23 protein-coding genes and 1 other RNA gene are annotated in these 22,649 nt (G+C 45.7%); 19 read left to right on the plus strand and 5 right to left on the minus strand.

What is annotated here, in order from left to right; translation table 11 throughout:
* Window positions 1-98: 98 nt before the first annotated feature.
* Entirely contained in the window at window positions 99-542 is a 444-nt protein-coding gene (gene zapG, locus DD616_RS07500) for a Z-ring associated protein ZapG (protein WP_017046504.1), read from the minus strand.
* A gap of 144 nt (window positions 543-686) precedes the next feature.
* Between zapG and zapE the strand changes: the two genes are divergently transcribed.
* The 8 genes from zapE to sspB all read left to right on the plus strand — a co-directional run bounded on the left by zapE (window position 687) and on the right by sspB (window position 7,008).
* Complete coding sequence (gene zapE / locus DD616_RS07505) at window positions 687-1,793, plus strand: cell division protein ZapE (protein WP_208872133.1); 1,107 nt, start codon at window positions 687-689, stop codon at window positions 1,791-1,793.
* A 237-nt stretch (window positions 1,794-2,030) separates the two neighbouring features.
* Window positions 2,031-2,459, plus strand: a complete 429-nt coding sequence (gene rplM, locus DD616_RS07510) for a 50S ribosomal protein L13 (RefSeq protein ID WP_013856066.1) — start codon at window positions 2,031-2,033, stop codon at window positions 2,457-2,459.
* A gap of 15 nt (window positions 2,460-2,474) precedes the next feature.
* A complete protein-coding gene (gene rpsI / locus DD616_RS07515; protein WP_010318040.1) occupies window positions 2,475-2,867 on the plus strand; it encodes a 30S ribosomal protein S9 in 393 nt (130 codons plus the stop codon).
* Window positions 2,868-3,190: 323 nt separating this feature from the next.
* Window positions 3,191-3,787, plus strand: coding sequence for a ubiquinol-cytochrome c reductase iron-sulfur subunit (gene petA, locus DD616_RS07520; protein WP_010318038.1), 597 nt, complete (start codon window positions 3,191-3,193; stop codon window positions 3,785-3,787).
* On the plus strand, window positions 3,787-5,052 hold the full coding sequence (locus DD616_RS07525; protein WP_017046505.1) for a cytochrome b: 1,266 nt from the start codon (window positions 3,787-3,789) through the stop codon (window positions 5,050-5,052). The genes petA and DD616_RS07525 overlap by 1 nt, the downstream gene beginning before the upstream one ends.
* Window positions 5,049-5,786 (plus strand): cytochrome c1, encoded by a 738-nt coding sequence (locus tag DD616_RS07530; protein WP_208872134.1) that lies wholly within the window; start codon window positions 5,049-5,051, stop codon window positions 5,784-5,786. Before DD616_RS07525 ends, DD616_RS07530 begins: the two co-directional genes overlap by 4 nt.
* Before the next feature lie 97 nt (window positions 5,787-5,883).
* Complete coding sequence (gene sspA, locus DD616_RS07535) at window positions 5,884-6,519, plus strand: stringent starvation protein SspA (RefSeq protein WP_026027272.1); 636 nt, start codon at window positions 5,884-5,886, stop codon at window positions 6,517-6,519.
* 9 nt (window positions 6,520-6,528) lie between these two features.
* Window positions 6,529-7,008 (plus strand): ClpXP protease specificity-enhancing factor, encoded by a 480-nt coding sequence (gene sspB, locus DD616_RS07540; RefSeq protein ID WP_026027949.1) that lies wholly within the window; start codon window positions 6,529-6,531, stop codon window positions 7,006-7,008.
* Between the two features lie 87 nt (window positions 7,009-7,095).
* Here the strand turns inward: sspB and DD616_RS07545 are convergent, their stop codons facing one another.
* The 4 genes from DD616_RS07545 to DD616_RS07560 are packed head-to-tail and all read right to left on the minus strand — an operon-like array spanning window position 7,096 to window position 10,423.
* Entirely contained in the window at window positions 7,096-7,665 is a 570-nt protein-coding gene (locus tag DD616_RS07545) for a BON domain-containing protein (RefSeq protein WP_208872135.1), read from the minus strand.
* Between the two features lie 3 nt (window positions 7,666-7,668).
* Window positions 7,669-8,259, minus strand: a complete 591-nt coding sequence (locus tag DD616_RS07550) for a phosphoheptose isomerase (protein WP_010318025.1) — start codon at window positions 8,257-8,259, stop codon at window positions 7,669-7,671.
* A gap of 3 nt (window positions 8,260-8,262) precedes the next feature.
* Window positions 8,263-8,631: a YraN family protein gene (locus DD616_RS07555; protein WP_017046509.1), complete on the minus strand. Its 369-nt coding sequence runs from the start codon at window positions 8,629-8,631 to the stop codon at window positions 8,263-8,265.
* Window positions 8,618-10,423 (minus strand): penicillin-binding protein activator, encoded by a 1,806-nt coding sequence (locus DD616_RS07560; RefSeq protein ID WP_026027950.1) that lies wholly within the window; start codon window positions 10,421-10,423, stop codon window positions 8,618-8,620. The genes DD616_RS07555 and DD616_RS07560 overlap by 14 nt, the downstream gene beginning before the upstream one ends.
* Window positions 10,424-10,492: 69 nt before the next feature.
* On the opposite strand from DD616_RS07560, the gene rsmI reads away from it, so the two are divergent.
* The 11 genes from rsmI to murG all read left to right on the plus strand — a co-directional run bounded on the left by rsmI (window position 10,493) and on the right by murG (window position 22,638).
* Window positions 10,493-11,359: a 16S rRNA (cytidine(1402)-2'-O)-methyltransferase gene (gene rsmI, locus DD616_RS07565; protein WP_013856074.1), complete on the plus strand. Its 867-nt coding sequence runs from the start codon at window positions 10,493-10,495 to the stop codon at window positions 11,357-11,359.
* 119 nt (window positions 11,360-11,478) lie between these two features.
* Window positions 11,479-11,882, plus strand: an RNA gene (gene rnpB, locus DD616_RS07570) — RNase P RNA component class A.
* 200 nt (window positions 11,883-12,082) lie between these two features.
* Window positions 12,083-13,033, plus strand: coding sequence for a 16S rRNA (cytosine(1402)-N(4))-methyltransferase RsmH (gene rsmH / locus DD616_RS07575; RefSeq protein WP_010318016.1), 951 nt, complete (start codon window positions 12,083-12,085; stop codon window positions 13,031-13,033).
* 3 nt (window positions 13,034-13,036) lie between these two features.
* Complete coding sequence (gene ftsL / locus DD616_RS07580) at window positions 13,037-13,354, plus strand: cell division protein FtsL (protein ID WP_010318013.1); 318 nt, start codon at window positions 13,037-13,039, stop codon at window positions 13,352-13,354.
* The gene (locus DD616_RS07585; RefSeq protein WP_013856076.1) at window positions 13,351-15,081 is read left to right on the plus strand and encodes a peptidoglycan glycosyltransferase FtsI; all 1,731 of its coding nucleotides are present in this window, start codon (window positions 13,351-13,353) and stop codon (window positions 15,079-15,081) included. The genes ftsL and DD616_RS07585 overlap by 4 nt, the downstream gene beginning before the upstream one ends.
* 16 nt (window positions 15,082-15,097) lie before the next feature.
* Window positions 15,098-16,585 carry a UDP-N-acetylmuramoyl-L-alanyl-D-glutamate--2,6-diaminopimelate ligase gene (gene murE, locus DD616_RS07590; protein WP_208872136.1) on the plus strand — a complete coding sequence of 496 codons (1,488 nt, stop codon included), beginning with the start codon at window positions 15,098-15,100 and terminating at the stop codon, window positions 16,583-16,585.
* On the plus strand, window positions 16,582-17,940 hold the full coding sequence (locus tag DD616_RS07595) for a UDP-N-acetylmuramoyl-tripeptide--D-alanyl-D-alanine ligase (RefSeq protein ID WP_208872137.1): 1,359 nt from the start codon (window positions 16,582-16,584) through the stop codon (window positions 17,938-17,940). The genes murE and DD616_RS07595 overlap by 4 nt, the downstream gene beginning before the upstream one ends.
* On the plus strand, window positions 17,937-19,019 hold the full coding sequence (gene mraY, locus DD616_RS07600) for a phospho-N-acetylmuramoyl-pentapeptide-transferase (protein ID WP_017046513.1): 1,083 nt from the start codon (window positions 17,937-17,939) through the stop codon (window positions 19,017-19,019). Before DD616_RS07595 ends, mraY begins: the two co-directional genes overlap by 4 nt.
* Before the next feature lie 15 nt (window positions 19,020-19,034).
* Window positions 19,035-20,372, plus strand: coding sequence for a UDP-N-acetylmuramoyl-L-alanine--D-glutamate ligase (murD, locus tag DD616_RS07605; RefSeq protein ID WP_370685852.1), 1,338 nt, complete (start codon window positions 19,035-19,037; stop codon window positions 20,370-20,372).
* A 42-nt stretch (window positions 20,373-20,414) separates the two neighbouring features.
* Window positions 20,415-21,590: a cell division protein FtsW gene (gene ftsW / locus DD616_RS07610; RefSeq protein ID WP_038148764.1), complete on the plus strand. Its 1,176-nt coding sequence runs from the start codon at window positions 20,415-20,417 to the stop codon at window positions 21,588-21,590.
* The gene (gene murG, locus DD616_RS07615; protein WP_017046515.1) at window positions 21,577-22,638 is read left to right on the plus strand and encodes an undecaprenyldiphospho-muramoylpentapeptide beta-N-acetylglucosaminyltransferase; all 1,062 of its coding nucleotides are present in this window, start codon (window positions 21,577-21,579) and stop codon (window positions 22,636-22,638) included. The genes ftsW and murG overlap by 14 nt, the downstream gene beginning before the upstream one ends.
* Window positions 22,639-22,649: the final 11 nt, after the last annotated feature.

Here is a 22,649-nt window from a genome sequence, read left to right on the forward strand (position 1 = left end):
AACTGTGTTCGAAGTTTAATATTTGTACGAAAGACAAAACTTCAACACTCTCGTGAGGTTTATGACTCAAAAACCTTTATAAAGTTCATGAATTCAGATTAAACGGCTTTCACCTTAACCACGTCTGCAGAATGAATGATCTCTTTTTTAGGGGTATTAAAAAGCCCTGTTGCGCCATTGGCATAATCTTTCGGTGGCTGTTCCAAAATGTCATCGTTGCTTTTCTCTGTATCATTATGCAGAGCGATTTTTTTGATAAATGGGTTATCTTGCTCTGGCATATTCGGCAGAATTTCAGACGATGTTTTGGCCATGTGTTGATACAGTTTTGTATAATCTTTACCTAGTGTATCGAGTATTTCTGCCGCTTGAGCAAAATGATCCGACAATTCTTGGCGTTGTTGTTCCAAACTAAATTTCGCGTTATCTAATTCTTTTTGTAGAGACTTTTGGTTTTTATATTGAGGCGTAGTCAATCGTGAAATGACCATTCCCAACACAGCCCCTACTAGCAAGCCTACAATGGCATATATCCAAGGCATAACAGCTCCTTATTGTTGTTATTTAACATGTTTTTTACCTGTTGGTTACACACGTCGCTTGGACATGTTACTATGACTGCTCTAGCCAATAAAGCGAAATACACGAAATAGCAGTTTCCATTTTCTTTAGTGCAGTAGGCGGTCATGACACCAAAACAGCGATATGAACACGATGTAAAAAAACTCGGTTTTCAACGAGACTTTGCCCAAGAAAGCGCCGTCGATGCGCTGGATTTACTCTACCATCAGTTTCAGGATTATCTTAACCAACCAGTTAAGCCCTCCGCGGTTTGGACCAAATGGCTTGGTCGTCAACCTGAACAGCCTAACTTACCTAAAGGGCTCTATTTTTGGGGCGGTGTCGGGCGAGGAAAAACCTATCTAATGGATACGTTTTTTGAGGCTCTGCCAACCACTCGCAAAATGCGAGTGCATTTCCACCGTTTTATGTACCGAGTTCATGATGAGTTGAAGGCGCTGGCTGGAGTTGAAGAGCCTTTGGAAAAGGTTGCCGATATTTTTAAGTCTGAAACGGAAATTATCTGTTTTGATGAATTTTTTGTATCAGATATTACCGATGCGATGATTTTGGGTACCTTGTTCCAAGCACTGTTTAAGCGCGGCATTATCTTAGTGGCGACATCGAACATTCCACCGCACGACTTATACCGCAACGGCTTGCAGCGAGCACGCTTTCTCCCTGCAATTGCTTTGATTGAATCACACTGTCATGTGTTGAACGTCGATAGTGGTATTGATTATCGCTTAAGAACATTAGAGCAAGCGGAAATTTACCACTATCCATTGGATGAAGCAGCAAGCCACAATTTACAACATTACTATCGGCAATTGGTTGGTGACGAGAAAAAAGAAGCACGCAGTGAGATTGAAATCAATCATCGCACCCTCTCTGTTGTAAAGGCTAGTGATGGTATTTTACATGCGACATTTGAACAGTTATGTCAAACGGCGAGAAGCCAAAACGATTACATTGAGTTGTCCAAAATTTACCACACAGTACTGTTGGCTGATGTGAAGCAAATGGATCGCGCCATCGATGATGCAGCGCGGCGTTTTATTGCGTTGATTGATGAATTTTACGAACGACATGTAAAAGTAATTATCTCCGCCGAAGTGGCGCTGGACGATCTGTATCTGCATGGGCAACTTGAGTTTGAATTCAAACGTTGTCAGTCGCGGTTAATTGAAATGCAAAGTCATGAGTATTTATCAAGGGAACATCTGGCCTAGCTCAATCCGAACACTTTTAAAGCAAAATAAAAAATTCGTGATTTTGTTCAAAAAGAGGTGATTTTTTCTACTGACTTCCCTATAATCCTGCGACCCACCGTTACTGCAGGCCTGTTTCTGTGAAACGAGAGGCCGAGAGAAACCAAACGCTCGAAGGGGCAACTTTGGACTCTTAGACAGTGGGGGCATTTTAATGCTCCTTTTAGTGTAAATTTTATTTAACGGGTTATTATTAGCATGAAAACTTTCGTTGCTAAACCAGAAACTGTAAAACGCGACTGGTATATCGTAGACGCTGAGGGTAAAACTCTAGGTCGTCTAGCAAGTGAAATTGCATCTCGCCTACGTGGCAAACATAAAGCTGAATACACTCCTCACGTGGACACTGGTGATTACATCATCGTTGTAAACGCTGAGAAAGTTACTGTAACTGGTAACAAAGCAGCAGCTAAAACTTACTACCGTCACACTGAATTTCCAGGCGGCTTAAAATCAATCACTTTCGACAAGCTGATTATTCGTAAGCCAGAGATGGTTATTGAGCTAGCGGTTAAAGGTATGCTACCACGTGGTCCTCTAGGCCGTGCTATGTACCGTAAGCTGAAAGTTTACGCTGGCGCTGAGCACAACCATGCTGCTCAACAACCAAAAGTACTAGACATCTAATTGGGGATTTCGAAAATGGCAGAGAATCAATACTACGGCACTGGCCGTCGCAAAAGCTCAGCTGCACGCGTTTTTATTAAACCAGGCAGCGGCAACATTGTAATCAACAAGCGTAGCCTTGATGTTTACTTTGGTCGTCCAACTTCTCGCATGGTTGTTAAACAACCTCTTGAGCTAGTTGAACTAACTGAGAAACTAGATCTATACATCACTGTTAAAGGTGGTGGTATTTCTGGTCAAGCTGGTGCTATCCGTCACGGTATCACTCGCGCTCTAATGGAATACGACGAATCACTACGTCCTGTTCTACGTGCAGCTGGCTACGTTACTCGCGACGCTCGTTGCGTTGAACGTAAGAAAGTTGGTCTGCGTAAAGCACGTCGTAAACCACAATTCTCTAAGCGTTAATCTTTTTTCAAAAGATTCGCTTCCAGTGTTACTGGATTGTGGTTCAAAAGCCCGGTATTTATACCGGGCTTTTTGTTTTTTGGTGTTAGCAAACACTCATTTTTTTAATCACATCATTTGGTTGTTGCTCTTTAATCTTCCTTTTGTGACCTCACGTGCGATTTACTTCACGAATGTTACGAAAAGGTAGCTTTATCTTGTCAAAAAGTAGGGTTTTATTTATGATTTGCCATCAAATAAATACAACTAGATTCGTATTTTGTTAGCCATGCTCTTGATAAGCGGAATAATAATCCACAGGGAGCAAATGGGAGAATGTTTGGATGAGCAATGCGCCTTTAAATAACGGTCGCAGACGTTTCTTAACCGCGACAACAGCCGTTGTCGGAGGGTTAGGAGCCGCTGCTGTCGCCGTTCCTTTTATTAAATCTTGGAACCCAAGTGCCAAAGCCAAAGCGGCTGGAGCCCCCGTTGAAGTTGAAATCGGTAAACTTGAAGAGGGGCAAATGGTTCGTGTTGAGTGGCGAGGAAAACCTGTTTGGGTTGTTCGTCGTTCTCAATCAGTGGTCGATGGGCTAAAAGATATCGAAAACCAACTTCGAGATCCTCAATCGGATGAGCAGCAGCAGCCTAATTATGCGCAAAATGCTTATCGATCGATTAAACCTGAATATTTCGTTGCTGTGGGTATTTGTACTCACCTTGGCTGTTCACCTACTTATTTGCCTGATTCTTTTAGTGAACAAGTTCAAGGGGTTAAATCTGGTTTTTTCTGTCCTTGCCATGGTTCGAAATTTGATATGGCGGGTCGAGTTTTTCAAGGTGTTCCGGCACCACTAAACTTGGTTATCCCTCAATATATGTATCTTAGCGATACTCGTATTGTCATAGGATTAGATGAGACCGGGGAGGCTGCATAATGCAAGTTTTACTTGATTGGGTAGAAAAGCGTTTACCTGCAATGAACGCTTACAAAAAACACCTATCTGAATATCCAATGCCGAAAAACTTTAACTTTTGGTATTTGTTTGGATCGTTAGCCATGTTGGTTCTTGTTAACCAACTGCTCACTGGCGTGTGGCTAACCATGAACTATGTGCCATCAGGTGAAGGGGCTTTTGCATCTGTTGAATACATAATGCGTGATGTTGAGTATGGTTGGTTACTGCGCTATATGCACTCCACTGGCGCTTCAGCTTTCTTTGTGGTGATTTATCTACATATGTTCCGTGGCTTAATTTACGGCTCCTATCAGAAGCCTCGTGAGCTGCTATGGCTATTTGGCATGCTGATCTTCTTAGTGTTGATGGCCGAAGCCTTTATGGGATACTTGCTACCATGGGGACAAATGTCCTATTGGGGAGCGCAAGTTATTATCTCTTTGTTCGGTGCAATCCCCGTTATCGGCGATGATTTAACTCTATGGATACGTGGTGACTACGTTATTTCAGGTGCCACTCTGAACCGTTTCTTTGCACTGCATGTGATTGCTTTACCTATTGTTTTATTGTTGCTAATTGTTCTCCATATATTAGCACTGCATGAAGTCGGCTCTAATAACCCTGACGGTATCGAAACCAAAGTACCAAAAGGGTCGATGGGCGATGATTATAAAACGCAGTTTAAATTTCACGACTACTACACCAAGAAATACGACATCATTGATTCGATTCCATTCCATCCTTACGGGACAGTGAAAGATCTTATTGGTGTAGCCGGTTTCTTAATCCTGTTCTGTTATGTGTTGTTCTTTAACCCAGAGATGGGGGGCTACTTCCTTGAGCCGCCTAACTTTGAAGCGGCAAACCCACTAAAAACGCCAGCACACATCGCACCTGTTTGGTATTTCACGCCTTTCTATGCAATTTTACGTGCTGTTCCTGATAAGTTAATTGGTGTGGCTGCGATGGGTGCATCGATTGTGGTGTTGTTCTTATTGCCATGGCTGGATCGTTGTAAGGTTCGTTCTTACCGTTATCGTAGTAAGTTCCACTTAATCAATATTATTCAGTTCACTATCTGCTTTATTGCGTTAGGTGTTTTAGGTGCGTTACCTGCGACAGCCACTTACACAATGCTTGCACGTATATTTAGCGTTGGTTACTTCATGTTCTTTGTTTTGTTGTTCTTCTACAGCAAAAATGAAGCAACGAAACCATTACCAGAGAGGGTGACATTTAAATGAAAAAGTGGATTGTAATTTTGTTTGCAATGCTGCCATCTCTTGCTTTGGCAGCTGGCGCAAATGTACATTTAGATAAAGCAAATAATGATTTAACAGATCAAGCATCACTGCAGCATGGTGCAAAGCTATTCATGAACTACTGTTTTGGTTGCCACTCAACTCAGTACCAGCGTTATGAGCGTGTAGCGAATGATTTGAATATTCCCTCGGATTTGATGAAAGAGAATTTGATTTTTGATCCGAATGCCAAAATTGGTCAACTGATGGAGAATGCGATTCCAGATAAGTCGGCAGCGAAATGGTTTGGTGCACCACCACCAGATTTAACGCTTGTGGCTCGTGTTCGAGGAACAGATTGGTTGTATACTTACCTTCGTTCATTTTATGCCGATCCTAGCCGGCCCTTTGGCGTAAACAACATCGTATTCCCAAGTGTCGGTATGCCTCATGTGCTTGAAGAGCTACAAGGGATCCCACAACCAGTTTATGGTACTCATCTTGTCAATGGCGAGGAAGTCAAGGCTGTTATTGGTGCCGAGTCTGATGGAACGGGTGAGCTGAGCCAAAGTGAGTATGATGAAGCGGTCCGTGACATTGTTAACTTCCTTGAATATTCAGCAGAACCAGTCAAGCTTGAGCGTCAAACTTTAGGTTGGTGGGTAATGGCATTCCTTGTGCTATTTACTATCGTGGTTGTTCTATTGAAGAAAGAATATTGGCGTGATGTGCATTAATTGTGCTACCATGCGGCGTTAATTTCTAATTTTTAGAATCTTCAATGGAGGCTTGGCCTCCATTGTTTTTATATCTGTAAGTGTGCTGGAGGGCTCCATGGCTGTAGCTGCCAATAAACGTTCTGTGATGACGCTATTTTCGAGTGCATCTGATATGTATAGTCATCAGGTACGTATTGTTCTAGCGGAAAAAGGTGTCAGTGTTGAAGTAGAATTAGTTGATGAAACCAATCTGCCAGCTGACCTTATTGAGCTAAACCCATATAAGACAGTACCAACGTTAGTTGATCGTGAGCTTGCTCTTTATGACTCAAAGATCATCATGGAATACCTAGATGAGCGTTTCCCTCATCCACCGCTGATGCCTGTTTATCCTGTGGCTCGTGGTAATAGCCGTTTGATGATTTACCGTATTGAGAAAAACTGGTACTCACTGGCTGAGAAAGTCGTGAAGGGCAATGCGGAAGAGTCAGAAGCTGCTCGTAATAAATTACGCAATGATCTGCTTACTCTTGGTCCTGTGTTCGCGGAATACGAATATTTCATGAGTGAAGAGTTTAGCCTCATTGACTGTTATTTAGCTCCATTACTATGGCGCTTACCTATTTTGGGTATTGATCTGATTGGTCCTGGCTCTAAAGAGCTTAAAGTATATATGAATCGTGTTTTTGAGCGTGATTCATTCTTGGCTTCTTTAACAGAAGCTGAACGTGAGATGCGTTTAGTTCGTTAAGGCAGTTTGATGGATATCTCTCAAATGACTCCTCGCCGACCTTATATGCTTAGAGCATTTTATGATTGGCTATTAGAAAATGAATTGACTCCTCATGTTGTTGTGGATGCTACTCTTACAGGTGTACGAGTGCCGATGGAGTTTGTGCAAGATGGACAAATTATCCTTAATCTTGCCCCAAGAGCGATAGGTAACCTTGAGCTTGGTAATGAAGCTATTACGTTCAATGCTCGCTTTGGTGGACGTCCTCATTCGGTCATAGTGCCTTTGTACGCAGTGCAAGCTATCTATGCACGTGAAAACGGTGCAGGTACTATGTTTGAACCTGAAGAGGCTTATATCCCTTATCTAGAAGCGGGCATAACAGAGGAATCTGAACAAGAGCCGATGTTAAGCGTTGCTTCTCAAGAAGATGAGGAATTATTAGAGACTCGAGCACAAGAAACCTCTCGGCCGAAGGGAAAACCAAGCTTAAGAGTTATTAAGTAACTCATTTTCACACATTAAGCAGTCATGATCGAAAAAGCAGCGATATTCGCTGCTTTTTTTCTAAAAAAAAACAAAGGATAACCGAGGTTATTCGCTGTATTGAAATGCCTTAATCACCTGTTTTACGCCTGATATGTTTCGGGCAATATCACTGGCTAGATTAGCCTGTTCTGCCGAGACATAGCCAAGTAAAAATACTTCTCTATTTTCTGTGATTACTTTGATTTTGATTGTGTTCAGTTCAGAATTGGCCAACAGCGCTGATTTTACTTTAGTCGTAATCCAACTGTCGTTACTGATTTCGCCAATTGATAAAGGCGCTTTTATTCTGACTTGATTATGAATGGTTTTGACCCCTTTTGTCTTACGTGCTTTATTTTCAAACTCATTGAGTAATCCGGAGTTTTCAGCTTGTCCCATCAACACGACAATCCCTTGATAAGAACTGGCCGTAATGCGAGTTTTTCCGTTAAAGGGGGCTTTATTGGCGATACCTGCTACTTCAAATTCGATGTTATTATCATTCCAAATTTCTTGAGTGGTTCGAGGGTCTGTTACTAGGCTCGCTGTTGTTGCCGCGCCAGCAAGGATAACTCCTGCACAACCTGATACAGCAAGGCTCAACAGTAGAATGAGTGAAAGTTTTAATCTATTCATTGTCTATTCTTCATGAGAAGGGAAAAGGACTTGATCAATCAAGTCACATAAGCAGTGTAGGGTGACCATATGAACTTCATGGATTCGAGCCGTCCGCTGCGAGGGGATGCGGATCTCCACATCATTTTCACCTAGAAGACCAGCCATTTCTCCACCGTCTTTGCCTGTGAGAGCGATAATCGTCATATCACGAGTCACAGCCGCTTCCATCGCTTTAATGATGTTTTTGCTGTTACCACTGGTTGAAATAGCCAACAAAACATCACCAGGTTGACCAAATGCACGTACCTGTTTCGAGAATATTTCTTGGTAGTGATAGTCGTTAGCAACTGCGGTTAACGTGGTATTGTCTGCGGTTAATGCAATGGCGGGTAAACTCGGGCGTTCAGTTTCAAAACGGTTCAGTAAGCAAGAAGAAAAAAGCTGGGCATTGGCCGAAGAGCCACCATTACCGCAACAGAGAATTTTATGACCGTTAAGTAGCGTTGCCACCATGGCTTGTGCAGCATGCGTGATCGCATGGGGTAGTGCTTCAGCAGCCGCAATTTGAATTTGGATGCTTTCGGTAAAACTGTCTTTAATGCTGTCGAGCATCGTTTATCCTTGAGTTATTGCGTTTTTAATCCACTCAATGTGGTGCACATCTTGGTGGATGGCGATCACATCGAAACGAAAATCGGTGTCATAGGGCGATAGGCCATGTTTCAGTAGCCATAAATTCGCGGTTTTCATCAACTTTGCCATTTTTGCGGTAGTAACCATTTCTGCGGCATGCCCATGACATTGGTTTTTTCTGTATTTAACCTCTACGAACACTAAGGTGTTTTTATCTCGCATAATGAGGTCGATTTCACCGACTTTGGTATTGAAGTTTTGTTCAATAAAAGCCAAACCACAACCTAATAAATAGTGTTTGGCTGCGGTTTCATACTGTTGACCAACTGCGCGGCGACTAAAGAGCGCCATGCACCGCCCAACTGATCTCTCTCTGTACCACGCATTGCTCATCAATACTTAATGTGCCTGTTTTGCCATCGATACTATACCCCTCGACGACTTTCATTTGTGGTAACTCAATCATTAACTGATAAGCATCCATACCTAATGCTTGTAAGCGTCGCTCGCTATTGGAGTTCTTTGGCCACAATTGGTTCATTTCATTATCCAGCATTGAATTGGGATGAATGAGTAATGGAATATCGCTATAAGTTACACCAGAGAGGTCTTCATACTGTGTGTTACCACTGTTACTACGAGAGTTTGAGAACAGTTTAGGTGGCTTAGTGTCAGGGTTAATTGCGACCTCGATAAAGGGTTTAATTAAAGTCAATTCTGCGCTGTTAGCCACGATATAAACCGAATCGATATCACGACGACTGCGGGGCAGGCTTTGTAAATCAATACCCATCAACGCATCCATTTGCGCGATATTTTGTTGGCTATCTTGCAGACCAAATACTGAGTTAATGTTGCGTTGCAATTGACGCTTATCACCAAATAGGTTCACCGATACTTTATTCTTGCTGTATTTTTGCCATTCTGCGTTAAACGCTTCTACTACACGCTGGCCGTAATTACCTTGAGGAGCGAGTATTAAAGGGTATTGATAGCCTTGGCTAAACAGATACTTAGCGGCTTGTTCAACCTCTTGCTCTGGCGAAAGTGCAAGATAGCAAGTGTTAGGATGATCTTCAATTTGGTCTGGAATATTCAACGCCAGCGTAGGGATAGAAGCTAAGCGTGCTTGTTGAAGCTTATGTAGATTCTCGATGTTCTCTTTGATGAGTGGCCCAACAATGAAATCAATGTTTTTTTCAATCAATTGCTTGTCTATGAGCGCGGCGTCTTCGGCATTGGTATCAATCACAGTCAAGGTAGCATTGAGGTCACGGTTACGGTCATTCATCATCGCCATGATAAAGCCATCACGGATCAGTTGAGCTTGCGTGGCAAACTTTCCTGAAAGAGGAAGTAACAACGCGGTGTTAGTGGGCTTGATGATCTCCAGCGCTAGAATATCTTGTATCGCTTTAGGCGTATAACGAGCCGCTGGGTGATTGCTGTTTTCCGCAAGCCATTTTTCGAGCGTATTCTTCAACTGCGGAATATTACTATTGAGCGTTTTCATATATATAGCCAGTTGTAGCCAGCCATCGAGCACGTTTTCGTTAGGCTCTGGATTTAATTGGGTAATTTCACGTTCGCTATAGTGATTGAAATTGAGCCAAATTTGATCGGCAATCGCCTCTTGCTCGGCATCATCAACGTAAGTGCTTAATGCAATAAGCTCCCTACTTGAATCAAAAGGGCGGCTGAGCGCGGTAAAAATATCGGCGCGCATTTGATGGTATTGAGCCCATGTTTCAGGGCTTAGCTTCCACCAAGCCTGAAAATTAAGCTGAGAGAGCGCTTGTGAAAACTGTTCCGCATTACTCAACAACTGCGCCTTAGCCATTTGCCATTCAGCTTGTTGCGCTTCAGAGAGCGACTGTTTGGCTAAGCGCATAATCAACAGTTGCGCTTGTTCGCTGTTGTTTTCGTTAATGGCGGCTTTAAGAGCCATGATCAACCAATCATTTTGCAGTGAACCTTGGCTACTATCTGCTTGCATCAAGTAAGTTTGCGCTGACTTGGTGGGATCTTGCGTAATATCGACTGAGGTGGGCGTCGACGGTGAAGACGAACACGCCGCCAAAGCCATTGCTAATGCAACGGGCGTGAATAAGCGTGGTACACTGAGTCTCGGATGGTTCTTCATAGCCATGAGTTCTTTCGTTATTCCGTGTAAAATTGTCTCTATATTAATCGTTGAAGTGATGGTAAACAAATGACAGATAGCAAAACCTTGCCAGCAGAGATCCCAACTCTCTACATTGTTCCTACGCCAATTGGCAATTTGGGTGATATTACCCAGCGAGCCATTGAAGTACTCTCAAGTGTTGATGTTATCGCTGCGGAAGATACACGCCATACTGGCAGACTTCTCGCTCACTTCAATATCCAGACTAAAACCTTTGCCTTGCATGATCACAACGAACAGCAAAAAGCACAAGTGTTAGTCGATAAATTATTATCAGGGCAATCTATTGCGTTGGTTTCTGATGCAGGAACGCCACTGATCAGTGATCCAGGGTACCATCTTGTCAATCAATGTCGTCAAGCTGGTGTGAGAGTTGTGCCACTTCCGGGCGCCTGTGCTGTGATTACTGCGCTCAGTGCATCAGGCTTGCCTTCTGATCGTTTCAGTTTTGAAGGTTTTTTGCCGCCGAAAAGCAAAGGGCGTAAAGATAAATTCCTAGAGATCGCTAAGGCTGAACGCACCTGTATTTTTTATGAGTCACCACACCGAATTAGCGAATCACTGCAAGATATGTTAGCTATCTTAGGGCCAGATCGTAACGTGGTGCTAGCCCGCGAGCTCACCAAAACCTTCGAGACGATTCAAGGTTTGCCGTTAGGCGAACTGATTAATTGGATTAATGAAGATGAGAACCGCAAGCGTGGTGAAATGGTGTTACTGATCCATGGTTACAGAGAAAGCGTGGACGATAGCTTGCCAGACGAAGCGTTGCGCAGTTTAGCGATTTTGACAAAAGAGCTGCCTCTGAAAAAAGCGGCCGCATTGGCGGCTGAAATTTATAACCTTAAGAAAAATGCCCTTTATAAGTGGGGGCTTGAAAACCTATCTGCTTAATTAGCCAGCGGCATCTTGATGTTTTAAATCGATGGATAATTAAACGCTTAAGCGTGAATTAAACACAGAAGTTGTTTGAGCCTAGACAGTACCTATCTTTCTCTATACAATCCGCCCTCGGAGTTGACTGGGTAGTCGCTGCTTCATTGATGTCCTTTAGCCTTGTGCTGGGGAGACTGATGGAGGGGAGGAAAGTCCGGGCTCCATAGAGCAGGGTGCCAGGTAACGCCTGGGGGGCGAAAGCCTACGACAAGTGCAGCAGAGAGAAGACCGCCGATGGCCCAATTTCTTCGGAATGGGCACAGGTAAGGGTGAAAGGGTGCGGTAAGAGCGCACCGTGCGTCTGGCAACAGTTCGTAGCAAGGTAAACTCCACCCGGAGCAAGACCAAATAGGCTTCCACATTGCGTTGCTCGCGTAAGGAAGCGGGTAGGTTGCTTGAGCCAGTGAGTGATTGCTGGCCTAGACGAATGGCTACTGCCGCGCAAGCGGAACAGAACCCGGCTTATACGTCAACTCCACCTATTGCAGACCCATCATAACTCTTGCGGTTATGATGGGTTTTTTGCTTTTTATTGACGAAAATTATTTCGTAAGCACTAAACTTAGCGCAATATCACGTGATGCCAACGTCAAGTGGTAGCGATGCGGCGTTAAATCAGTAAACTGAATACTTGCGCCGTAGCCGATTGCTATATTTCAGCTTTAGCCCGATGAGAAAACGATGACTGAACCTTTTCAACACATTTCTGTACTACTGAATGAATCCATTGATGGCCTTGCTATCAAACCAGACGGTATTTATATCGACGGCACGTTTGGCCGTGGTGGTCATAGTCGTACAATTCTCTCTAAGTTGGGTGACAATGGTCGTCTGTACAGCATAGATCGCGATCCACAAGCGATTGCTGAAGCTGGAAAAATTAACGACCCGCGTTTTACTATCATCCATGGCCCATTTTCTGGCATGGCACAATACGCTGAGCGCTACGATCTGGTCGGGAAAGTGGATGGAGTACTACTTGATTTAGGCGTTTCCTCGCCGCAGTTGGACGATGCCGAGCGCGGTTTTAGCTTCATGAAAGATGGCCCGCTTGATATGCGTATGGACCCGACGTCAGGGATCCCTGTCTCGCAGTGGCTTGCGCAAGCCGATTTGGACGACATTACTTGGGTGATTCGTGAATTTGGTGAAGACAAGCACGCGCGCCGTATTGCCAAAGCGATTGTCGCTTACCGTGAAGACGATGAAAAAGAGCCTCTGACGCGTACCAGTCAATTGGCTAAACTGATTTCAGAAGCCGCGCCGAAAAGCTTTAAAGAGAAAAAACACCCGGCTACGCGCTCATTTCAAGCATTTCGTATCTATATCAATAGTGAATTAGAAGAGATCGACACTGCATTAAAAGGCGCAGCTAAGATCTTAGCCCCACAAGGGCGCTTATCGGTGATCAGTTTCCATTCGCTTGAAGATCGCATGGTCAAACGCTTTATTCGTAAAGAGAGTAAAGGCCCAGAGGTTCCACATGGTTTGCCGTTAACAGAAATACAAATTCAGGCATTGGGCTCAGCCAACTTAAAACCAGTTGGGAAAGCGATTATGCCAACTAAAGAAGAAGTGGAACTCAATCCCCGCTCACGCAGCTCAGTATTACGAGTTGCTGAAAAACTGTAGTCCATGTCTAAGTCGCCGCCTAACTTAACCAAACTGATTGCACTTGACCTGTTTACGGTGGGTCGAGTGCCGCTTATTTTGTTAATGTTAATTTTTGCCAGTGCGATGGGAGTGGTGTTTATTACCCACCATTCTAGGCAGGCGATTTCAGAAAAAGATCAAACCTTAGTTGAGCGCGAGCGGCTCGATAATGAATGGCGTAACCTCATTCTTGAGGAAACGGCCCTCGCAGAACATAGCCGCGTGCAGAATCTTGCCAAACAAGAGCTGGAAATGAAGCGACCTGATTCTGATAAAGAAGTGGTGATTACGCTCAAATGAAAAAAAACAAAGACAAAGCCCAAGCGGCACCTCGTCAAGAAAAAGCGACATCTCCTATTTTGATCCGTTGGCGATTCTATCTCATCCTCTTTTTTGTATTCGTTGCTTTCGCTTTATTGGTTGGGCGCGTTGCTTTCATCCAAATTATCGAACCGGATAATTTGATCCGCGAAGGGGATATGCGCTCTGTCCGAGCCAAAACCTTGCCATCGGCACGCGGAATCATTTCAGATCGTAATGGTGAACCTCTCGCAGTCAGTGTTCCTGTCGATGCAGTATGGGCTGATCCTGTAGCTATTTTTAAAGCCGGCGGCTTAGTTGAACGTGAACGCTGGTACGCACTGGCTGATGTGTTAGGCATTAAGCGCAGTGAGCTGCTGAAAAAAATTGAAGAGAACCAAACCCGCCGTTTTATCTATTTGCAGCGTCAAGTTAGCCCTGCAATGGCCAATTATATTCGCGAACTTAAATTAGCGGGTGTGGGGCTCAAGGCCGAATCTCGCCGTTACTATCCAGCCGGTGAGGCGAGTGCGCACTTAATTGGTGTGACGGGCATCGATGGCCACGGTTTAGAAGGGGTTGAGCGCAGCTATGATAAATGGCTGACGGGGGAAGCTGGCAAACAGGTGATCCGCAAAGATCGATATGGCCGAGTGGTGGAAAATATCTCGCTTGAAGAGCGTGAAGAGGGCAAGCCACTGGCGTTGACCATTGACCAACGTTTGCAAGCGATCGCCTTTCGTGCGGTCAAGCAAGCTGTGGCGGACTATCGTGCTACTTCGGCATCGGCCATTTTGCTCGACGTGAAAACGGGTGCAGTATTAGCGATGGTTAACGCTCCCTCATACAACCCCAATAACCGTTCCGATTGGCAAAGTTTTAAAATGCGTAACCGCGTGATCACGGACGCCTTTGAACCGGGCTCAACTGTCAAACCTTTTGTAGTATTGGCCGCGCTTGAAAATGGCGTTGCGAATGACAAAACGGTGATTGATACAGGGAATGGCATCATGCAAATCGGCGGCAGTCGAGTGCGTGATACCTCAAAAGTCGGCAAAGCCGATTTAACCTTAATTCTGAAAAAATCGAGTAACATCGGAGTGGCTAAGCTGGCGCTTGAAATGCCTCTCGAAGCTCTATTAGGTATGTATACCTCTGTAGGGCTTGGTGAAATGTCCGGTTTAAACCTCGTCGGTGAGACTTTGGGTATTTTCCCGAATCGCCGCCGTTGGTCACCGTTTGAAATTGCCACCTTGGCATTTGGCTATGGTTTGTCAATTACCCCCATTCAGTTGGCTCATGCTTATGCCACTTTAGGCAATTTAGGTCAGTACCAACCAATCCATATTATTGACAGCAACCAGCAAGATTTATCACGCCAAGTGGTTGATAAAACTAATGCTAAGAAAGTGTTGGAAATGTTAGAAACCGTTACCCAACCCGGTGGCACAGCAACTCAAGCCGCGGTTCCGGGCTATCGTATTGCGGCCAAGTCAGGCACTTCGCGCAAAGCGATTGCCGGCGGTTATGGTGATGAATATTTTGCTTACACGGCAGGAGTGGCTCCAGTGAGCGACCCTCGAGTCTCGTTAGTGGTGATGGTGAATGAACCTCAAGGTGACTTATATTATGGTGGTTCCGTTGCCGGCCCTGTCTTTGCCGAAATAATGAAAGGAGCGTTGCAGATCCTCAATGTCGCTCCTGATGAAAATCGATTCCAAAAATAATTAAGAGAGAAGCACAATGACGCCGAGTATGTGTTTACAAGATCTCATCGCCCCTTGGCTTGACCTCGATGGCCATTCTATTTCAACGTTGTCGGTGACTCGTTTAGTGCTCGATAGCCGTAAAATATCACCCAATGATACCTTTATTGCAGTGGTCGGCCATGCCATCGACGGAAGGCAGTTTATTGATAACGCCACTCAAGCTGGGGCGAATCTGGTATTGGCTCAAGCGTGTGGGCAGCATCCGCATGGCAGTATGACTACCGTCAATGGCGTGTTAGTGATTTACCTTGCTGATCTAAACCAACATCTATCTCAACTGGCATCGCGGCTTTATCGTTCGAAGACTAACACGTTGATTGGGGTTACGGGAACCAACGGTAAAACCACCATTACTCAATTAATTGCGCAGTGGATTGACTTGTTGGGCGAGAAAGCGGCGGTGCTGGGGACGACGGGGAATGGTTTTCTCAACCATTTACAGCCTGCCGCCAATACCACAGGTAATGCCATTGAGGTCCAAGAAACACTCTATCAATTAGCGCAGCAGGGCGCTCGCTATACTGCGCTGGAAGTCTCTTCGCACGGATTAGTTCAAGGGCGAGTTCAAGCATTGAAGTTCGCTGTGGGCGTGTTTTCTAACTTAAGCCGCGATCATCTCGATTATCATGGCACCATGGAAGAGTACGCCAAAGCAAAGCTCTCCTTATTTAGCGCTCATCACTGCCAACACGCTGTCATTAATGCCGACGATGCGGTGGGTGTGAGTTGGTTAGCACAGCTGAAAGCACCGATTGCCGTCTCTTTAAAACAGCAACCGCAATGCGCTAAAGCGCTGTGGGCGAGCTCGGTCTCTTACAGTGATAATGGTATTTCATTAACCTTCGACGGCTACTATGGTCAAGGTGAATTGAGCGTGCCGTTGATTGGCGAATTTAACGCCAGCAATCTTCTACTCGCGTTTGCCACTATGCTGACTTTAGGTTTTGATAAACAAGCCTTGATGACAACGGCTTCTCAACTGCAGCCAGTCTTAGGGCGAATGGAGCTCTTTCAAGCGCCAAATCGTGCGAAGATCGTCGTCGATTATGCACACACGCCTGATGCTTTGGAAAAAGCACTATTAGCACTTCGCGTTCATTGCCAAGGTCAGCTATGGGCGATTTTTGGTTGTGGTGGCGACCGTGATAAAGGCAAACGCCCGATGATGGCCGAAATTGCAGAGCGCTGCGCCGATAAGGTCATTTTGACCGACGATAACCCTCGTAGCGAAAAACCGGCAGGCATTGTACAAGATATGATGGCAGGGCTTGAGTTTGCAAGTCGCGCACACGTTGAACACAATCGTTACGCTGCCGTGCAATACGCCCTGCAACATGCTGATCAGCAAGACATCATTTTATTGGCAGGCAAAGGGCATGAAGATTATCAAGTGATGGCCCATCAAACTATCCACTATTCGGATCGCGAAACGGCGCAAACTTTACTGGAGATAAGTGCATGATAGAAGTCTCTTTACAGCAATTGACGCACGTTTTGCATGCACAATTGGTTGGTTGTGATGTCACCGTGTCTGAGGTCTCGACCGACACACGTCAAATCAAACCCGGTGCGCTCTTTGTTGCTTTGGTCGGGGATAAATTTGATGCTCATGAGTTTGCTGCACAAGCAGTTGCGTCTGGTGCAAAGGCGTTATTGGTTCAGCGCCCTTTGGCGGTTTCGGTTCCTCAACTGGTGGTCACCGACACCAAACAGGCGTTAGGCCAGCTTGGCGCTTGGGTTCACCAACAGTGTCAAACACCGACCGCTGCGATTACAGGCAGTTGTGGTAAAACCACAGTCAAAGAAATGGTGGCAAATATTTTATCAGCCAAAGGGCGTGTGCTCTTTACTGCTGGCAATTTTAATAATGATATCGGCGTGCCGCTCACTCTGCTTCGCTCTGATCTTAATGATGCGTATGCGGTGATTGAGTTAGGGGCGAACCATATTGGTGAAATTGCTTATACCACCTCTTTAGTGAAGCCAGATGTCGCATTAGTGAACAATGTTGCCGCGGCGCATCTGGAAGGTTTTGGCTCAATTGAGGGCGTAAAACAGGCGAAAGGTGAAATTTATCAAGGCCTTGCTTCAGGTTCGACAGCCATTATTAATTTAGAAAGCCACGGTGGTGAGCGGTGGAGCGCTATTTTAGCGGACAAAACCGTTAAAACCTTTTCTAGCCGTCAAATGGCAGATTTTTACGCCCGTGGTATTAGGCTTAATGAACAAGGTGAAGCCCAGTTTGAAATGATCACACCCGTCGGTCATATTGATATTGGGCTCAATATTGTGGGTGAACATAACGTTTCCAATGCGTTGGCGGCGGCGGCATTAGCCATTGAGTTGGGGGCGAATCTTGAAGAGGTGCAGTACGGACTTGCGCATCTAGCTCAGGTGAAAGGGCGTGTTGATGTCACCCAATTGAGCTCGACTGTGAAACTGATTGATGACAGTTACAATGCCAGTGTTCCAGCGATGAAAGCGGCGGTTGATCTACTTAACACTTTCTCTGCAAGGCGTTGGTTAATTTTAGGTAATATGGCTGAGTTGGGCGATGAAAGCCTTGCACTTCATCGTCAAGTCGGTGAACATGCTGCACCATTCCAGTTTGACTATGTCCTTACTTACGGTCGCGATGCAAAAGTGATCAGTGACCTATGCCATGGCCTCCATTTTGAAAGCCATGCGGACATGATTGCTTATATCGAGCAGCAATTATCACAATTCGATCAAGAGTCTCATACCTTACTTGTCAAAGGTGCAAACAGTGCGGGTATGAGTAAAATTGTGGCTGCTCTTAAGGAGAAATACTCATGATTATTTGGCTCGCGGATCTACTCCAGCCATACTTCTCTTTTTTTCGTCTGTTCGAATATCTCTCATTTCGGGCCATCGTCAGTATTTTAACCGCACTTGCTCTGTCGTTATGGATGGGGCCGCGCTTGATTAAACGTTTGCAACTACTGCAAATTGGTCAAGTAGTGCGGAACGACGGCCCAGAATCACATTTTAGTAAGCGCGGTACGCCAACCATGGGCGGAGTGATGATCCTCGCCTCTATCATTATTACCGTACTGCTGTGGACTGATCTCTCAAACCCTTACGTGTGGGCTGTACTCGCGGTGCTGCTTGGTTATGGCGTCGTCGGTTTTGTGGATGATTATCGCAAAGTGGTGCGTAAAAATAGTGATGGATTGATCGCACGCTGGAAATACTTTTGGCAGTCGGCCATTGCGTTAATAGTGGCGTTTGCTCTCTATGCACATGGCAACGATACCGCAGCTACTCAGCTTGTGGTGCCTTTCTTTAAAGATGTGATGCCGCAACTGGGCTTGCTCTACATTGTGCTGACCTATTTTGTCATCGTCGGAACCAGTAACGCGGTGAACTTAACCGATGGTCTGGATGGTTTAGCCATCATGCCGACTGTTTTGGTTGCTGCTGGTTTTGCTGTGATTGCATGGGCAACTGGGAACGTCAATTTCGCCAGTTATCTGCATATTCCTTATGTTCCTTATGCCTCAGAGTTGGTGGTGGTGTGTACTGCAATTGTGGGGGCCGGTTTAGGTTTTCTGTGGTTCAACACTTATCCTGCGCAAGTCTTTATGGGCGATGTGGGTTCACTCGCTCTAGGCGGTGCACTCGGTACAATTGCGGTGTTGGTTCGTCAAGAGTTTGTGTTAGTGATCATGGGTGGCGTGTTTGTGATGGAAACCTTGTCGGTGATTTTACAAGTCGGTTCCTACAAATTGCGTGGTCAACGTATTTTCCGGATGGCTCCTATCCATCACCACTATGAATTGAAAGGTTGGCCAGAACCACGCGTGATCGTCCGTTTTTGGATTATCTCAATTGTGTTGGTGTTAGTGGGTTTGGCTACACTAAAAGTGCGCTAGTGATAGAGCAAAACGGTGTTGAATGGAATGAAGATGGATCGTTGGCAAACTGTTAATAATGTGGTGGTCGTGGGGCTGGGTATGACGGGTCTCTCGGTGGTTAACTACCTTTTGAGCTTAGATCGCTCGCTCACGATTAAGGTGATCGACACGCGGGAAAACCCGCCAGGTCGAGAGCATTTAAACTCGCAAGTTGAGCTACATTGTGGCGGCTGGAACCAAGCTTGGTTATTTGACGCTGACCTGATTGTTACTAATCCGGGCATTGCTTTAGCTACGCCAGAGATTCAACAGGCGTTAGCACAACATATTCCCGTGGTGGGCGATATTGAGCTCTTTGCTTGGCAGGTGGATAAGCCTGTTATCGCTATCACAGGAGCCAACGGCAAGAGCACAGTGACGGATTTAACCGGAGTACTTGCTAAAGCTGCTGGGCTTAAGGTTGCCGTTGGCGGCAATATTGGTGTGCCTGCTTTAGATCTACTTCAGCAAGAGGCCGATCTTTATGTGCTGGAGCTCTCAAGCTTCCAGCTGGAAACGACCTCAAGTTTAAAACTCGTCTCTGCTGCCTTTCTCAATCTGACTGAAGATCATATGGATCGCTACGATGGTATGGAATCGTATCGCCAAGCTAAATTGCGCATTTTTAAGTATGCGCAAGCGGCGGTCGTGAACGCCGATGATAGCCAGACGGAACCTCCCTCATTTTCAGGTCACATCGCACGTTTTTCCGTTGAACATGACGCGGACTATTGCACGCAAATGATTGATGGCAAATCGTTCTTAGTGGCGAAAGGCACGCCATTGTTAGCAAGCGAAGAACTCAGCTTAGTGGGACGACACAATAGTGCTAACGTGCTCACTGTGCTCGCACTGCTCGATTTGGCGGGTGTTGATTACTCATCTGCGCTTGATGCATTGAAATCTTACCGCGGGCTGACACATCGTTGTCAGGTTGTTGCTGATAATCACGGCGTAAAATGGGTCAATGACTCGAAAGCGACCAATGTCGCAAGCACTCAAGCGGCGTTGTCGGGGTTAAATTGCCAAGGGACTTTGTATCTGCTTGTGGGGGGCGTTGGCAAGGGCGCTGATTTCTCGCCATTAGCACCGATACTAAAAACATTGAACGTAAAACTGTGCTGTTTTGGCGTTGACGGTAGGCAATTCATGCCACTGCATCCATCGGCTCAGTTCTATTCATCGATGGAAGAGATTATCGTATCGATCAAACCGCAGCTGCGTCGTGGTGATATGGTGATGCTTTCGCCTGCTTGTGCCAGTTTTGATCAGTTTAAAAACTTTATGGCCAGAGGTGACGCCTTTGCCGAGCTTGCGCAGCGTTACGCTTAATCAACAGGAAATTGCATTTTGTCCTTTTCAAGCCTCATCAAAATGACTCGTCAATGGTTTCAGAGCCAAGCGCCTGAAGCCTTGTTTGATCGTCAATTGGTATGGATTGCTTTAGGTTTGATGCTGACTGGGCTTGTGATGGTGACATCGGCTTCGTTTCCTATCAGTTCGCGTTTAACGGATCAACCGTTTCACTTTATGTTTCGTCACGCCATTTTCTTGATGCTGGCCATCGTAACATCGAGTGTGGTGTTGCAAGTGCCAATGAAACGTTGGATGCAATACAGCTCGGTGCTACTTGGCGTCTCTTTTATGCTGCTGATTGTGGTTTTGCTCGCGGGCAAATCGGTCAATGGTGCCTCGCGTTGGATCCCGTTGGGGTTATTTAACCTGCAACCTGCTGAGGTCGCGAAACTGTCACTGTTTATTTTCATGGCTGGTTACTTAGTTCGTAAACAAGATGAAGTGAGGCAAACCTTTTTTGGTGGTTTCATGAAACCGATTATGGTGTTTGGAACCTTGGCTATCTTGCTACTTGGTCAGCCAGATTTGGGAACCGTGGTTGTGATGCTGGTGACTCTGTTTGGTATGCTGTTTATTGCTGGGGCCAAACTGTCACAATTTATTGCGCTCATGGTGGCTGGAATTGTTGCGGTAATCGCACTGATTGCGGCAGAGCCTTACCGTATTCGCCGTGTAACTTCATTTCTTGATCCGTGGGAAGACCCGTTTGGCAGCGGTTATCAATTGACTCAATCTTTGATGGCCTTTGGTCGTGGAGAGTGGTTTGGTCAAGGGCTTGGTAACTCGATTCAAAAGCTAGAGTACTTACCTGAAGCGCACACTGATTTTGTATTTGCAGTGCTGGCTGAAGAGCTCGGTTTTGTTGGCGTTGTACTGGTTCTACTGCTGATTTTTAGTCTAGTGCTTAAAGCGGTGTTTATCGGTAAAAAAGCCTTTGAGCATGATCAGCAATTTGGTGGCTATTTGGCCTTTGGTATTGGAATTTGGTTTGCATTCCAAACACTCGTCAATGTGGGTGCTGCAGCTGGTATGGTGCCGACTAAGGGCCTAACGCTGCCCTTGATCAGTTACGGCGGTTCAAGCTTAATTATTATGTCGGTTGCGGTGTCGATCTTATTGAGAATTGATCATGAATGTCGACTCAAAGATCGCAATCGAGTGTCTATAGAAAAAGAATCCAATGATAAACAATAAACGTTTAATGGTTATGGCTGGTGGCACGGGGGGACATGTTTTTCCCGGTCTCGCTGTGGCTAAACAGCTCCAACAACAAGGTTGGCAGATCCGCTGGCTAGGGACTGCGGATCGGATGGAAGCAGAATTAGTGCCTAAACATGGTATTGAGATCGACTTTATTCAGGTCAAAGGTTTACGTGGCCAAGGCATAGGGCGTTTGCTGAAAGCGCCTTTTCAAATTGTGAACGCGATTTTTCAAGCGCGTCGTTATTTGAAGCAGTGGCAACCTGATGCGGTGCTCGGCATGGGCGGATACGTCAGTGGCCCCGGTGGCGTGGCAGCGTGGTCTATGGGAATTCCCGTTGTGCTTCACGAGCAAAATGCCGTAGCAGGGTTAACCAACCGTTGGCTTTCGAAAATTGCCAAACGCGTATTTCAAGCCTTCCCCGGTGCCTTTACTGAGGCGCAAGTCGTAGGTAACCCTGTACGTCAAGATGTCGCTACATTACCCGCACCGCAAGTACGCTTTGCTGAGCGAAATGAACCGATCCGCATTCTCGTGATGGGCGGCAGCCAAGGTGCGCAGATTCTCAACCGAACTTTGCCTGACGTACTAGCTATGCTTGGCGATAATTACCAAGTTTGCCATCAAGCAGGCAAGAATAATCAGCAGTCGGTTGAGCAAGCTTATCGCGCGCTTCAGATCAAAAATGCACACGTTACCGAGTTCATTGAGGATGTGGCTGGCGCTTATGCATGGGCTGATTTACTGGTGTGCCGTTCGGGAGCATTAACGGTTTCCGAAGTGGCAGCGGCCGGTGTTGGCGCTATATTTATCCCTTTTATGCATAAAGACCGACAGCAAGCGCTTAACGCGGATCACTTAGTCGCTTGTGGTGCGGCCAAAATGATTGAACAGCCGCAGCTCACAGTAGAAAAACTAGCGCAAGAGATTGCTTCTCTTGAGCGTCATGATCTGCTGTTGATGGCGCAACAAGCGCGTGCAGCCGCACAACTGGATGCTGATAAAGTCGTTGCCGACGCTATCATCGCACTTACCCAATAACGAGAAATTTT

The organism is Vibrio anguillarum, assembly GCF_003390515.1.
In the GTDB taxonomy this organism is placed as follows: Bacteria; Pseudomonadota; Gammaproteobacteria; order Enterobacterales; family Vibrionaceae; genus Vibrio; species Vibrio anguillarum.